The organism is Agromyces rhizosphaerae, assembly GCF_027925245.1.
In the GTDB taxonomy this organism is placed as follows: Bacteria; Actinomycetota; Actinomycetes; order Actinomycetales; family Microbacteriaceae; genus Agromyces; species Agromyces rhizosphaerae.
Map to the genome: position 1 here is coordinate 2922071 of NZ_BSDP01000001.1, position 13480 is coordinate 2935550.

10 protein-coding genes are annotated in these 13480 nt (G+C 72.2%); 7 read left to right on the plus strand and 3 right to left on the minus strand.

Annotated features, from left to right (window positions below):
- Positions 1 to 75: 75 nt before the first annotated feature.
- The 7 genes from QMG39_RS13830 (at position 76) to QMG39_RS13860 (ending at position 8664) form a co-directional block, all read left to right on the plus strand.
- Complete coding sequence (locus QMG39_RS13830) at positions 76 to 2712, plus strand: LuxR C-terminal-related transcriptional regulator (RefSeq protein WP_281885960.1); 2637 nt, start codon at positions 76 to 78, stop codon at positions 2710 to 2712.
- Between the two features lie 49 nt (positions 2713 to 2761).
- Positions 2762 to 3877 carry a peptide chain release factor 2 gene (gene prfB / locus QMG39_RS13835; RefSeq protein WP_281885961.1) on the plus strand — a complete coding sequence of 372 codons (1116 nt, stop codon included), beginning with the start codon at positions 2762 to 2764 and terminating at the stop codon, positions 3875 to 3877.
- 161 nt (positions 3878 to 4038) lie between these two features.
- Complete coding sequence (gene ftsE / locus QMG39_RS13840; RefSeq protein WP_281885963.1) at positions 4039 to 5091, plus strand: cell division ATP-binding protein FtsE; 1053 nt, start codon at positions 4039 to 4041, stop codon at positions 5089 to 5091.
- Positions 5088 to 6002 carry a permease-like cell division protein FtsX gene (gene ftsX, locus QMG39_RS13845; RefSeq protein WP_281885964.1) on the plus strand — a complete coding sequence of 305 codons (915 nt, stop codon included), beginning with the start codon at positions 5088 to 5090 and terminating at the stop codon, positions 6000 to 6002. Before ftsE ends, ftsX begins: the two co-directional genes overlap by 4 nt.
- Positions 6003 to 6062: 60 nt before the next feature.
- Positions 6063 to 6539, plus strand: a complete 477-nt coding sequence (gene smpB / locus QMG39_RS13850; protein WP_281885966.1) for an SsrA-binding protein SmpB — start codon at positions 6063 to 6065, stop codon at positions 6537 to 6539.
- Between the two features lie 78 nt (positions 6540 to 6617).
- Positions 6618 to 7874: a glycosyltransferase gene (locus tag QMG39_RS13855; protein WP_281885967.1), complete on the plus strand. Its 1257-nt coding sequence runs from the start codon at positions 6618 to 6620 to the stop codon at positions 7872 to 7874.
- Between the two features lie 52 nt (positions 7875 to 7926).
- Positions 7927 to 8664 carry a tyrosine-protein phosphatase gene (locus QMG39_RS13860; RefSeq protein ID WP_281885969.1) on the plus strand — a complete coding sequence of 246 codons (738 nt, stop codon included), beginning with the start codon at positions 7927 to 7929 and terminating at the stop codon, positions 8662 to 8664.
- A gap of 31 nt (positions 8665 to 8695) precedes the next feature.
- Here the strand turns inward: QMG39_RS13860 and QMG39_RS13865 are convergent, their stop codons facing one another.
- The 3 genes from QMG39_RS13865 to QMG39_RS13875 all read right to left on the minus strand — a co-directional run bounded on the left by QMG39_RS13865 (position 8696) and on the right by QMG39_RS13875 (position 13479).
- The gene (locus QMG39_RS13865) at positions 8696 to 9727 is read right to left on the minus strand and encodes a CE1 family esterase (RefSeq protein ID WP_281885970.1); all 1032 of its coding nucleotides are present in this window, start codon (positions 9725 to 9727) and stop codon (positions 8696 to 8698) included.
- Positions 9728 to 9819: 92 nt separating this feature from the next.
- Positions 9820 to 11112 (minus strand): glycosyltransferase, encoded by a 1293-nt coding sequence (locus tag QMG39_RS13870; protein WP_281885972.1) that lies wholly within the window; start codon positions 11110 to 11112, stop codon positions 9820 to 9822.
- Positions 11113 to 11220: 108 nt separating this feature from the next.
- On the minus strand, positions 11221 to 13479 hold the full coding sequence (locus QMG39_RS13875) for a glycoside hydrolase domain-containing protein (protein WP_281885974.1): 2259 nt from the start codon (positions 13477 to 13479) through the stop codon (positions 11221 to 11223).
- Position 13480: the final 1 nt, after the last annotated feature.

The window sequence follows — 13480 nt, forward strand, 5'->3', positions numbered from 1 at the left end:
GGGCACGCGCAGTCGGCGGCGCAGTCGGTAGCGTGGTGGAGAAATCGAAAACTCCTCACTATCGCAGGAGGGCGGATGGCGCGAGAGACGCTCCGGCCGGGTGGACCCGGTCGTCGTGCTCGTGCGCGCGCCGTGCCTCTGGTCGGTCGAGACGCTGAGCTCGCCGGCATCCGCTCCGCGCTGCGCGACCGCGGCGCGCTGCTGGTCGGCCCGGCCGGCATCGGCAAGACCCGCCTCGCCCACGCCGCCGGCGATGAGCGGACGGACGCGGACGTGTATCGCATCCGCGGCGCCGCATCCGTCGCATCGATGCCGCTCGGCCCGATCTTCGAGGCGGTCGGGGCGCCGGCGGGCGCCGACCCGACCGCATCGGCGATCTCGGTGCTGCGCGAACGGCGCCGCAGCAGGCCGCAACTGCTGGTCGTCGACGACGCCCACCTCTTCGACGACGACTCGGCCCGGGTGATCGCCCACCTCGTGGACGTGATCGGATGCGGTGCGATCGTCACCCTGCGCGCGGGTGAGCGCTGCCCGGAGTCGTTCACGATGCTCTGGAAGGACGAGCTGATCGAGCGTCACGTGATCGAGCCGCTCGCGCCCGATGCGGTGGTGGAGATCGCCTCGCTGCTCGTGGGCGCCGACCTCGACCCCCGCGCCGAGCGATGGATCGTCAACGCCGCTCGCGGGCTGCCGCTGTGCGTCCGGGAACTCGTGGGCGCGGCAGTCGAGGACGGCGACCTGGTGGTGGAGCACGGCGAGGCACGGCTGGCGGCCGACGCAGCGGTCGCCGCTCCGCCCCGGCTGCGAGAGGTGATCGGCGCACAGGTCGCCCGCCTCGACGATGCCTCGCTCCGTGCGCTCGCCGCGCTGGAGCTCGCGCAGCCGGTGCCCCTGGAGGTGCTGCAGCGGGTCGTCACGACGGCCGGCCTCGAGTCGCTGCGCGAACGGGGGATGGCGGTCGACGGGCTCGGCGGCATCGAGCTCGGGCACCCGCTCCACGGCGAGGTCGCGATGGCGACACTCGACGAGGAGGCGCTCGACGTCGTGCGCGTCGAGCTCGCAGAGGCGTTCGAGGAAGACGATCCGGCCCGATCTGCGGTGCTCCTCCTCGAGAGCGGGGGAACGCCCGACCCGGCCGGGCTCAGGCGCGCCCTCGAGCGCGCGCTCTCGGTGCAGCGCGTCGACCTCGCTCGCGTGATCGCGTCGGCGCTCGCGAACGCCGACCGGTCCGCGCGCACGCTCTCGCTCTCCGCCGAGCTCACCGCGATGACGCAGGACTGGGCCACGGCGGATCGACTGTTCGCCGAGGCGCGTGCGCTCGCGGTCGGCGAGGAGGAGATCGGCGAGGTCGCGTGCGCCGAGTCGCGCGCCCGGTTCGAGTTCGGCCACGACGTGGTCGCCGCCCGCGACGTGGCGGTCGCGGCGGAGGCGCGCCTCACGGGCCGCCCTCGTGACGCCGTGGCGGCGTTCGAGGCCCGCGCGCGCATGTTCGTCGAGCCGATGGATCCGCTCTGGGAGTTCTTCCGCGATCACGCGTTCGACCGGGACCTGCCCTGGGGTGCCGCTGGCGTCGTCGCGACGGACGCGCTGGCGAGCGCCTGGAAGACCGGTCGCGTCGGCGCGGGCATGGCCATCGCGGAACGCCTCGGCGACGTGCCCGGCCAGCGCATGTACGACACCCTCCGGATGCTGCAGCTGCACGTGGCGCTCGCGACCTGGGCGTCCGGCACGGAGGCGTCGCGAGCGGTCTGGCGGATGCTGTTCGACCTCGCCTCCCGCAGCGGCAACCCGTCGGGTGAGATCCTCGTGCCGACCGCGGAGGTGCTGATCGAGGCGCGTCGCGGCCGCGCGCGGGCGACGGCGCGCGCGCTCGTCGAGACGGAGTGGTCGGCGCGCGCCGGCGCGCACCGCATCCACGCACCGGTGGTGCTCGCCGAGTACGCCGTCGCCGCCGCGTCGCTGGTGCGCCCCCCGGCGGACGTGGCGCGCGTGCTCGGGGAATTGGAGCAGCCGATCGCCGACGGCCGCGCGCAGAGCGAGCCGCTGCGGCATCTCGCGTCTGCGCGCATCGCGTTCCGAACGCAGGGCCTGTCAGCCGTCTCCGCGCACCTCGATCGGGGCGTGGAGGTCGCCGCGCGGCAGCACACCCGGCTCTACGAACTGCTCTGCCGTCGCGAGCGCGTGATGCTGGGGCTGGGTGACGCCGACGACGTCGAGCGGATGGACGAGATCGCACGCATCGCCGACATTCCGGGCGGCGGCCTGCCGCAGATCATGGCCGACGAGGCGCGGGCCGTCATCGAGGCGGATGCCGCGGGGCTGGACGCGGTCGCGCTGCGCGCGGCGGGGTTCGGGGCGGACTCGATCGCCTGGGAGGCATCCGTTCGCTCCCATGCCCTGCACCGGGCGGCGGGGTCGGCGCGTGCGGCGCTGGTCGCCGAACTGCGCGTGCGACAGATCGCGCCCGTGTTCGCCGACCAGTGGATCGCGGCGCCGACGTTCGTGGGGATCCTCAGCGAGCGCGAGCACGAGGTGCTCGCCGAGGTCGCGGCAGGGGCCTCGAACGGCGAGGTCGGCGAGCGGCTCTTCCTCTCGCCGCACACCGTCAAGCGCCACCTCGAGCGCATCACCGAGCGCATCGGCGTGCACGGCCGCGCGGCGCTCGCCGACCTCGTGGGCGACGCCCGCCTCGACGCCTTCCCGGTCGACTGACCGGCCCCGGGGCATCCGATCAGCCTCGCGCCGGTAGGCTTGAGCCGACATGTTGGAACTTGACCTCTCGCAGGAGATCTCCGCCCTGCGCACCACCTTCCGTGACATCCGCGCCGTCGTCGACGTCGACCGGCTCGAGTCGGAGATCGCCGACCTCAGCGAGCAGGCAGGCGCCCCCGACCTGTGGGACGACGTCGACCACGCCCAGAAGGTCACGAGTGCCCTGAGCCACAAGCAGGCCGACCTCGCCCGCGTGAAGAAGGTCGACCAGCGGCTCGACGACCTCGAGGTGCTCGTCGAGCTCGCCAACGAGATGGGCGACGAGGACAGCGCCGCCGAGGCCCGCGACGAGCTCGCAGCGCTCACCAAGACCATCGGCGACCTCGAGGTGCAGACCCTGCTCGACGGCGAGTGGGACCCGAAGCCCGCGGTCATCACGATCCGCGCGGGCGCCGGCGGCGTCGACGCGAGCGACTTCGCCGAGATGCTGCTGCGCATGTACCTGCGCTGGGCCGAGCAGCACAAGTACCCGGCGAAGGTGCTCGACACGAGCTACGCCGAGGAGGCCGGCATCAAGTCGGCGACCATCGAGGTCGACGCGCCCTACGCGTTCGGCACGCTCTCGGTCGAGGCCGGCACGCACCGCCTGGTGCGCATGAGCCCCTTCAACTCCGCGGGCAAGCGGCAGACGAGCTTCGCGGCCGTCGAGGTCATCCCGCTCATGGAGGAGGCCGTCGAGGTCGAGATCCCCGAGAACGACATCCGCGTCGACGTGTTCCGCTCGTCGGGCCCCGGCGGCCAGTCGGTCAACACGACCGACTCCGCCGTGCGCATCACGCACCTCCCGACCGGCATCGTCGTGTCGATGCAGAACGAGAAGTCGCAGATCCAGAACCGCGCCGCCGCGATGCGCGTGCTCCAGTCGCGCCTGCTGCTGCAGCAGCGCGAGGAGGAGGCCGCGAAGAAGAAGGAGCTCGCCGGCACCATCACCGCGAGCTGGGGCGACCAGATGCGCTCCTACGTGCTCGCGCCGTACCAGATGGTCAAGGACCTCCGCACCGAGTTCGAGGTCAACAACCCCACGAACGTCTTCGACGGCGACCTCGACGGCTTCATCGCCGCGGGCATCCGCTGGCGTAAGCAGCAGCAGGCGCAGCCGGCCTAGGTTCGGGCCGCAACAGCACGCGAGCGGATGCCCCTGGGCCCGCGCGCAGGCTCGAGGCATCCGCTCGCCCGTCACAGCCGGCACACGGCGACCGCACAGGCTCGCGGGCGACACGCGCGTCGCTGCTGACAGAGCGCGGGCCGCTGCTTAGGCTCGACCCGATGATCCGCTTCGACTCCGTCACCAAGAAGTACCCCGGCAACCCGAGGCCGGCGCTCGACGGCGTCGACGTCGAGATCCTCAAGGGCGAGTTCGTGTTCCTCGTCGGGGCGTCGGGGTCGGGCAAGTCGAGCTTCCTGCGGCTGATCCTCAAGGAGGAGAAGCCGTCGGCGGGCCGCATCCACGTGCTCGGGCAGAACCTCGGGCAGATCTCGAGCCGCAAGGTGCCGTACTTCCGGCGCAGCCTCGGCGTCGTCTTCCAGGACTTCCGGCTGCTGCCGAACAAGAACGTCTACGACAACGTGGCGTTCTCGCTGCGGGTGATCGGCAAGTCGCGCGGCTACATCCAGCAGGCGGTGCCCGAGACCCTGAAGCTCGTCGGCCTCGACGAGAAGGCGAAGCGGATGCCCCACGAGCTGTCCGGTGGTGAGCAGCAGCGGGTCGCCATCGCCCGCGCGATCGTCAACAAGCCGCAGATCCTGCTCGCCGACGAGCCGACCGGCAACCTCGACCCGGTGACGAGCGCGGGCATCATGACGCTGCTCGAGCGCATCTCGATGGGCGGCACGACCATCGTCATGGCCACGCACGAGGCCGGCATCGTCGACCAGATGCAGCGGCGCGTCATCGAGCTCTCGGCCGGCACCGTCGTGCGCGACGACCGGCAGGGCGGGTACGGGCACGACGAGGCGCGCGAGCAGATCGCCGCGGAGCGCGACGTGCAGGTCGCGGCGCCGAAGGTGCCGGTCGCTGCGATGCAGCAGGCGAAGCCGCTGTACGTGGAGCCCGAGGAGAGCGACGAGGTGACGGATGCCGCCGCGCGCGTGACCGCCGCCGCGACGGGGGTCGTCGACCTGGCCGACGACGAGACCGGCGCGGAGGGCGAGGGCGACGACTCCGGGGCATCCGGTGCCGACCACGTGCTCGACGGCGTCAGCCACGCCGAGCCGACGCCCGAGGTGGCCCACCAGCTCACGCTCGCCGAACGGCTGGGGTTGCGCGCGAGCGAGCCGAAGCAGGGCGACGACGAGCAGGAAGTGGGGCCCACCCGATGAGAGTCGGACTCGTGCTCGGCGAGGCGGCGAGCGGCCTGCGGCGCAACGCCTCGATGGTCGTGTCGGTCGTGCTCGTGACCTTCGTGTCGCTCACGTTCGTGGGTACCGCGGCGTTGCTGCAGTTGCAGATCGCCCAGATGAAGAACTACTGGTACGACCGGGCGCAGGTCGCCGTGTACCTCTGCACCTCGGTGTCGCCGGGCACGACCTGCACCGACGGCGAGGCCACCGAGGAGCAGCGCGCCGCGATCGAGGCGCAACTCGACTCCGAGACCCTCGCGCCCTTCATAGACGAGTACTACTTCGAGGACCACGACCAGGCGTACGAGAACTTCCAGGCGCAGTTCGAGGGCACGCCCGCGGCCGACTACGTCACGCCCGAGGTGCTGAACGAGACGTACTGGATCAACCTCGTCGATCCGTCGCAGTCGGCCGTGATCGCCGAGAGCTTCTCGGGCGTCGCCGGCGTCGAGCAGGTGGTCGACCAGCGGCGCTACCTCGACCAGATCTTCTCCGTGCTGAACGCCGCGAGCTACACCGCGATCGGCGTCGCGCTCGTGATGCTCGTCGCCGCGACGCTGCTCATCGCCACGACGATCCGGCTGTCGGCGTACTCGCGCCGGCGCGAGCTCGGCATCATGCGCCTGGTGGGCGCGTCGAACCGGTTCATCCAGACGCCGTTCGTGCTCGAGGGCGTGTTCGCCGCCCTCATCGGGTCGCTGCTCGCCGGGGCGGCCGTCGTCGGCATCGTGCAGTTCTTCGTGCAGGGCTACCTGTCGACCCGGCTCACGTTCACCGCGCTCGTCGGGCTCGGCGATGCCCTCGTCGTCGTGCCGCTGCTGATCGTCTCGGGCGTGGTGCTCGCTGCCCTGTCGGCGTACATCGCGATCGCGCGGTACCTGCGGGTCTAGGAGTCGCTAGACTGTGAGGCTGCCCCGCACCCGGCGGGGCGATCGAGACGGGAGTGCACCGTGCCCAAGGAACGCGGCGAGAAGGTCATCGCCACCAACCGGCGGGCCCGTCACGACTACCTCATCGAGGACACGTACGAGGCCGGCATCGTGCTGAGCGGCACCGAGGTGAAGTCGCTGCGGCAGGGCCGGGCGTCGCTCGTCGACGGCTACGCCTACATCGACGGCGGTGAGGCGTGGCTCGACGCCGTGCACATCCCCGAGTACACCCAGGGCACCTGGAACAACCACTCGCCCCGGCGCAAGCGCAAGCTCCTGCTGCACAAGCAGGAGATCGTGAAGATCAGCCACAAGACCAAGGAGGGCGGGTACACGCTCGTCCCGCTGAAGCTGTACTTCTCCGACGGTCGCGCGAAGGTCGAGATCGCGGTCGCGAAGGGCAAGCGCGAGTACGACAAGCGCCAGGCGCTGCGCGAGAAGCAGGACAAGCGCGAGGCAGACCGCGCCATCTCGAGCCGCCGCCACCTGGGGGAGTAGCCCCGGGTCGGGGCGGGCCGCGTCGCTAGACTGACCGCACCCGACGACCGGCGTCGCATTCCCCGGGAGGACGCACCGATGGCAGCGCCCCACGACCCGCCCGCGCGCGAGGCGATCGATCGCCTGGTCGACGAGGTCATGGAGGCCGCCGCTGCCGCCGCACCCGCCGCGCGCCGTCGTGCGTTCCTCCACGGGCTGCGCCGCGCGCCGCAGCGGCTGCGTTCGGCGATCGGCCGCCTGCGTCGGCGCGGCCGGGGCGACGAGAGTGCCGCGCCGGGTCAGCACACGCTGCTGGCGTTCCCGTACTGGGCGGGCAACCACTGGCAGGCGATCATGTACGACGACCTGCGCCGGAACGGCTGGCGAGTGGACGCGTGCGCGGGCCTCGACGACCGGGGCCTGCGCGAACTCGGGGCCGGCGACGTGCTGCACGTGAACTGGACCTCGCCCGTGAGCCAGGAGCCCCAGGACCTCCTCGACGCGGCGATCGCCGTGCGCGAGGCGATCGACGCGATGACGGCGCTGCAGGCGCGCGGCGGCCGGGTGGTCTGGACCGTGCACAACGTGCTGCCGCACGAGACCGCCCACGTCGCTCCCGAGCTCGCCCTGCTGCGCTGGCTCGGCACGCACGCCGACCTCGTGACGATCATGAACCCGCACACCCTCGAGCTGACCGCGGGGCTGTACCCGATCGACCCCGCACGCACCGTGCGCATCGCCCACCCCAGCTACCTCGGCTGGCTGCCCGAGACGCTCAGCCGCGACCAGGCGCGGGACGCGCTCGGCCTCGCCGACGGCGAGATCGCCGTCGCGTTCCTCGGCCGGCTCCGGGCCTACAAGGGCCTCGACCGCCTGCTCGCGGCGCACCGGGTGATCCACGACGACGACGATCGTTTCCGCCTCCTGATCGCCGGGGAGCGGGGCGAGGGGTTCGGCGACGACGACGAGCGGATGCTCCGGGAGGCGGGCGCCGGTGTCGTGACGTCCATCGGGCGGGTGCCCGACGACGAGATGCAGCGCTGGCTGCTCGCCGCCGACCTGCTCGTGCTGCCGTACGGCGCCGACGCGCTGAACCTGTCGCTCGTCGAGGTCGCGGCGACGTTCGGGGTGCCGGCCGCGGTGAGCGACGGGCACGGGCGGGGCCACCTCGCGGCGCGGAGCTGGGTGACGATCCTCGACGACGCCGACTTCGCCGGCAGCCTGCGGGCCGCGGCGATCGCGGCGCGCGACGACGGCGAGGTGCGGGCAGCCGCACGGCGCCACGCCGATGCGGTCGCGCCGGGTGCCGTGTCGGCCGCGTTCCGCGACGCCGTCGAGCGGCTGCTGGTCACCTGAGCGTCACCCGCCGACGGCCCCCGGGCCGGCACGCGGGGTTAGGCTCGACCAGATGAACGCCTCGACCCGACTCGACATCCCCGGCACCGTCAACTTCCGCGAGGTCGGGCCCGTGCCCGCCGCGACCGGCACGGTGCGCGAGGGCGTGCTCTTCCGCTCCGACGCCCTGCACGAGCTCGGCGAGCCCGGGCGCGAGGCGCTGCGCGAGCTCGGCATCGGCATCGTGATCGACCTGCGCGACGAGTACGAGGTCGCGAACCGGCCCGACGACCTCGACGGGCTCGACGTGGAACTGCTGCGGCTGCCGGTGTTCGAGGGCTCCGGGGCATCCGCCGGCCAGCCCGGCATCACGCTCGACGCGCTCTACGCGCGCATCGTCACCCAGCACACGGGCGTCGTCATCGAGGCGCTGCGCGAGATCTCGCGCGCCGACGGGCGAGGGGTGGTCGTGCACTGCACGGCCGGCAAGGACCGCACGGGCGTCATCACCGCGCTCGCGCTGCTCTCGGTCGGCGTCGACCGCGAGCTCGTGCTCGATGACTACGCGAGCACCGAGCAGTACCTCGCGGGCGCCTGGCTCGAGGGCATGATCCGGCTCGTGGGCGAGTACGGCGTGCCCGACTCGCCCGGCCTGCGCATGCTGATGGGCGGCAGCCCGCGCGACGCACTGGCGTCGGCGCTCGACCTCATCGACCGGCAGCACGGCTCGGCGCGCGAGTACCTGCTCGCGGGCGGGCTGACCCTCGACGAGCTCGCGGCGCTCGAGGCCGTGCTCGTGCGCGCCGGCTGAGGCGCGGGCCGAGCACTCGGCACCCGCCGGCTCAGCGCTCCGACGCGGCGAAGAACTCCCACGCGACGAGCGGCCCGTCGAGGTGCGCGGTGGTCGCGCCCATCACGCGCGGCTGCGCGTAGACCGGGTTCGGCACGACGTGGCCGCCGTCCTCGACGGTGTACAGCACCACCGCGGCATCCGTGTCATCGCCGTACGCGGTGCGCACCACGTCGTCGCCCGTGCGCTCGACCACGGGCTCGCCCGCGACGCCGTTGCGCTCGGCGATGACGCGCGCCGACTCCTCGGCCGAGTACACGTCGCCGAGGCTGCCGGCTAACGTGCCGGCCTCGCCGCCCTCGTACGGGTTGATCGGGTCGGCGGTGCCGAGCACGAACATGGTGGGCACGGCCTCGCCCGACCACTCGCAGGTGTCGTTCGCGGGTGCCGGCTGGGCGGCGGCGAACGCGGCGACGCCCGAGATGAGGTCGGGGCGCTCGGCGCCGAGGCGGATTGCCATGTGGCCGCCGTTCGAGAGGCCCGTCGCGTAGACGCGGGACGTGTCGATGCCGAGGTCGGATGCGGCGGCGCCGACGATCGCCTCGGCGAACGCCACGTCGTCGATGTCGTCGATGCGGGCCGGGTAGGGCGTCTCGGCGCGGCATCCGTGCCAGGTCTGCTCGTAGCCGTCGGGGTAGGCCATCACGAAGCCGCGCTCGACGGCGAGCTCGTCGAAGCGGTAGCCCGCGACCGTCCGCATCGCGGCGCTGTCGGCGTTGGAGCCGTGGAAGGCGAGCACCAGGGGCGCGTCGGCCGGCAGGTCGTCGGGCACGACGGTGGTGTAGGTGCGCTCGAGCCCGTCGACCGTGATCGTGTGCTGCTCGACGGACGCCGCGAGCTCGGGCTCGGCCGGGGCGGGCGAGTAGAGGAACCACGCGCCGAGGCCGCCGATGACGAGCACGAGGCCGCCGAGGATCGAGCCCGCGACGATGAGCGCCCGGCGCAGCCGCGACCGGCGGCGCTTCGGCGCCGCGGAGGTCGTGGCCCCGGTCGGTGAGGTGGTGGGGGCGGCGGTGTCGGCCAATGCTGCTCCTTCGCGCGCGGTCAGATGACCGCGTCACGATACCAAACAACGTTCGTGTTTCGAACTCGCGGCCGACTCCGCCGCCCGCCGCCTCAGACCGGGAGCACCTCCGGCAGTGCACCCGCGCCCGTGAAGAGGCGCTCGAACACGTTGCGCCGGTCGAACTGGAGGGCGTACTCGCGCGCCGCGTGCGACCGGGTGAGTCGCTCCTCGGGGCTGAGCGCCACCACGGCGGCGTCGATCGCCTCGGCGATCGCATCCGCGTCCTCCACGGGGATGATCGTCGCGTGGTCGCCCACCGCCTCGAGGATGCCGCCGGTGTCGGCCGTGATCACGGGGCCGCCGCCCGCGAGCATCTTCTCGGCGAGCGCGATGCCGAACGTCTCGACGAACTCGGGGCGCGGCTTGCTCGGCAGCACGTAGGTCGAGCAGCCGGCCATGAGGAACGGCTTCTCCGCGTCGTCGACGTCGTCGAGGAAGCGGATGCGGTCGGCCATCGGCGAGGCGGCCGCGATGGCGTGCAGCGCCTCGGCCTCCGGCCCGCGCCCGGCGATGATGAGCTGCTGGCTCGTGCTCGCCGCGCTCTTCTCGAAGCCCGCGATGAGGTCGTCGACGCCCTTCGCCTTGGTGAGCCGCGAGAGGAACAGGATGTACCCGTCGCGCGTGAGGCCGCGCGCCGCGAGGCGCGCCTCGAGCTCGGACTCGTCGAGGTCGAGGTACTGGTCGGTGTCGATCGCCGGGTAGGAGATCTCGATGCGCTCGCGGCACTGGTCTGCGAACTTCGTGCCGTGGAACGCGTCGATCTCGGCCGCCGACGACACGATCAGCTCGCGCGTGTACTCCGAGACCGCGACGCAGTGGTCCTGGCTCAGGTAGCTCGACAGGATGTGCGCGGCAGCGCCGAACTGGCCCGACTCGACGCACGAGCGCACGACGTTCGTGACATCCGACCCCACCGCCTCGGCGATGGTCGTCACGTTGACGGGCAGGCCCGTGCTCCACGCCGCGCGCACCGCGTCGGACACCGCGACGGTGTGCGGGCTGAGGTAGAGCGACAGGCACACGGTCGGCACGCCGTCGGTGAACAGCTCGACCAGGCGCCCGGTGATGCCGGCCAGGTAGCGGCCGTCGGGCACCTTGTAGTCGCCGACCGGGTCGGGCCGCTCGACGAAGATGCCGTCGCTGTACGGCAGCACGCCGTCGAGGGGCTTCAGCGGAAGCCCGGTCGACTCGAGCCGATCGATCGGCCAGGTCACGATGCGCACCTCGTCGAAGCCGCGTTCTCGGGCCGTCTCCGCGAGATTGCGCCCCTCGACCGAGTGCCCGCAGATCACGGGGTCGGCGCGGTTGACGATGACGAGGCGGTTCCGGGGCTTGGTCTCCATGGCTTCCTCCGGTGTTCGATGGTGCGGTGATGCGGTGTTGCGCTTCGGGTGGACGGGGTTTCGGTTGCGGGTCTCGTGCTTCGGTCGGGCTGGTCTGGTCTGGGCTGGTCAGCGGACGGGTGTGGACGGCGGGCGCCGGTCGGTGCCCCAGGCGGACGGCTCGTCGCCCAGCTCGAGCACGAGTTCGCCGCCGCGGTGGAGCTCGTCGCCGCGCAGCCAGGTGCGATCGAGCGGTGCGCCGTTGAGCGTCGCCGACTGCACGTACTGCGCCGGGCCGTCGTGCTCGGGCTCGCGGAACCCGCGGGTGCGCACGAAGAAGGTCTCCTCGCCGCCGACGCGGATCTCCGACTCGGCGAACGACGGGGCGTTGACGAGGAAGCGGTTCTGGCCGGCGACGGGGAACATGCCGAGCGAGGCCCAGACGTACCAGGAGCTGAGGCCGCCCGAGTCGTCGTTGCCGGGGAGTCCGCCGCGACCGGTGCCGAACTGCTGCTGCACGATCGCGTGCACGACCTCGGCGGTGCGGTCGGGTCGCCCGGCGTAGTGATACGACCAGGGGGCCTCCATGTCGGGCTCGTTGTTGAGGCCCTCGAACCGGCCGAGCGAGTAGCCCGCCGCGAGCTCGGCCGGGCTCGGGTCGACGCCCGGCTGGGTGACCGGGTCGGCGCCGTACCCGAAGAAGTCGTCGAGCAGGCCGACGAACGCGTCGTCGCCGCCCGCGAGGTCGATGCGGCCCTCCATGTCGTGCAGCAGCCGGAACGAGTAGTTGTACTTGCTGCCCTCGTAGAAGGTCGAGTCGCGCAGCAGTCCGGATGCCGCGTCGAACGCGTTGACCCACTGGGCCGCGAGCGGCTCGAACTCCTTCACGAGCGCACGGTCGCCCATGCGCAGTGCGACCTTCGCCGTGCACCAGTAGCCGAACGCGAGGTCGAGCGTGTGGCTGATCGGGTGCGCGTGGCCCCGCAGCAGGAAGTCCTCGCCGTAGGTGCGGCGCAGGTCGTTGTGCATGTGCACGAGCGCCCAGTCCCAGTCGATGCCGGGCAGGCCGAGCTGGCACAGGTCGGCGAGGAACGTCTGCGCGAGCGCGCTGCCCTGGCGGGAGAACCGGTCGCTGCCGCGGGCCATGCGGTACCCGATGGGGAAGTTGCCCTCCTCCTCGCAGATCGTCAGCAGCGCGTTGCCCAGCTCGACGGCCTTCTCGGGCATCAGCGTGGTGATGAGCGGCAGCTGCGTGCGGTAGATGTCCCACATGGTGCTGAGGTCGAACACGAACGGGCCGTCGGTCGGCCAGAACGGGCTCTCCTGCGGGGCGAGGCACGGCTTGATCAGCGAGTGGTAGAGCGCGGTGCCGAAGATCGTCTCGCGGTCGGCCGACGGGGTGTCGACCGCGATCGAGCGCAGCTGCTTGCGCCACGCCTTCTGGGTGCGCTCGCGGCGGTACCCGAAGCGGTTCGCCCCCGACCCGCAGTCGCGCCGCAGGTTCTCGCGCGCCTGCTCGACGCCGCGCAGCGAGAATCCGATGCGGATCTCGATGGTGTGGCCGGGCTCGCTGGGGCCGGCCCACATGAGTCCGAACGGGCGCAGCGTCGTCGGGCGGATGTGGTCGAAGTCGAGCCGCGTGCCGCCGGGCATGAGCCGCCGGTCGTACCAGAGCATCTGCCGCCAGTGGTGCTCGTCGCACTCGATGTAGACCGACAGCGGCGTGCCCTCGACCACGATCTCGCCCTGCGCGATGCCCGGGGCGACCTGCTCGAGGTGGGCGCGGAGCGGGATGGTCGAGCCGTACGGGATCGACAGGCCGCCCAGCGAGAAGTCGATCACGATGCGCGCGTTCTCGTGCCGTGGGAACGTGTAGCGGTGCACCGCGCTCTTCGGGCCGACCGTGATCTCCGAGCGCACGCCCGAGTCGAGGGTCGCCGCGTAGTACCCGGGCGTCGCCTCCTCGTCCTCGATGCCCCAGGTGCGACCGAGCACGTCGAGCGGCTCGAGCATGGGGGTGACGCGGAAGTAGTTGTAGTACTTGCGGATCGCGCCGGTGCCCGACTGCTGGAAGTGCGTGAAGCCGGATGCCACGGGCTCGTCGTGGATCGTGCGCGGCACGCCCTCGGTATTGAGGTCGTAGCGCCCGTAGCCGGTGGGGTAGGCGCCCGAGTACGCGCACGCCGACACCATGCCCAGCGGGTAGGTCGCCCCGGGGTGCGTGTTGCCGACCTGGGGCTTGGCCCACCACCACGTCGCCGCGAGACCGGTCTGCTTCGGGAGGGAAGTGACCTCGGTCCCGATGAACGGGTCGACGCGGTCGATCATGCCGTCGTTCCCGTCGTCGTCGGCGGCTGCGGCCGGGTGGTTCCGGTGGTGCCCATGCATG

What these genes read in the sequence shown, in the direction of transcription:
- ftsE (WP_281885963.1), top strand. Translation starts at nt 4,039, where the DNA reads ATGATCCGCTTCGACTCCGTCACCAAGAAGTACCCCGGCAACCCGAGG.
- QMG39_RS13875 (WP_281885974.1), bottom strand. Translation starts at nt 13,479, where the DNA reads ATGCATGGGCACCACCGGAACCACCCGGCCGCAGCCGCCGACGACGAC.
- ftsX (WP_281885964.1), top strand. Translation starts at nt 5,088, where the DNA reads ATGAGAGTCGGACTCGTGCTCGGCGAGGCGGCGAGCGGCCTGCGGCGC.
- QMG39_RS13830 (WP_281885960.1), top strand. Translation starts at nt 76, where the DNA reads ATGGCGCGAGAGACGCTCCGGCCGGGTGGACCCGGTCGTCGTGCTCGT.
- QMG39_RS13855 (WP_281885967.1), top strand. Translation starts at nt 6,618, where the DNA reads ATGGCAGCGCCCCACGACCCGCCCGCGCGCGAGGCGATCGATCGCCTG.
- QMG39_RS13870 (WP_281885972.1), bottom strand. Translation starts at nt 11,112, where the DNA reads ATGGAGACCAAGCCCCGGAACCGCCTCGTCATCGTCAACCGCGCCGAC.
- QMG39_RS13860 (WP_281885969.1), top strand. Translation starts at nt 7,927, where the DNA reads ATGAACGCCTCGACCCGACTCGACATCCCCGGCACCGTCAACTTCCGC.
- prfB (WP_281885961.1), top strand. Translation starts at nt 2,762, where the DNA reads ATGTTGGAACTTGACCTCTCGCAGGAGATCTCCGCCCTGCGCACCACC.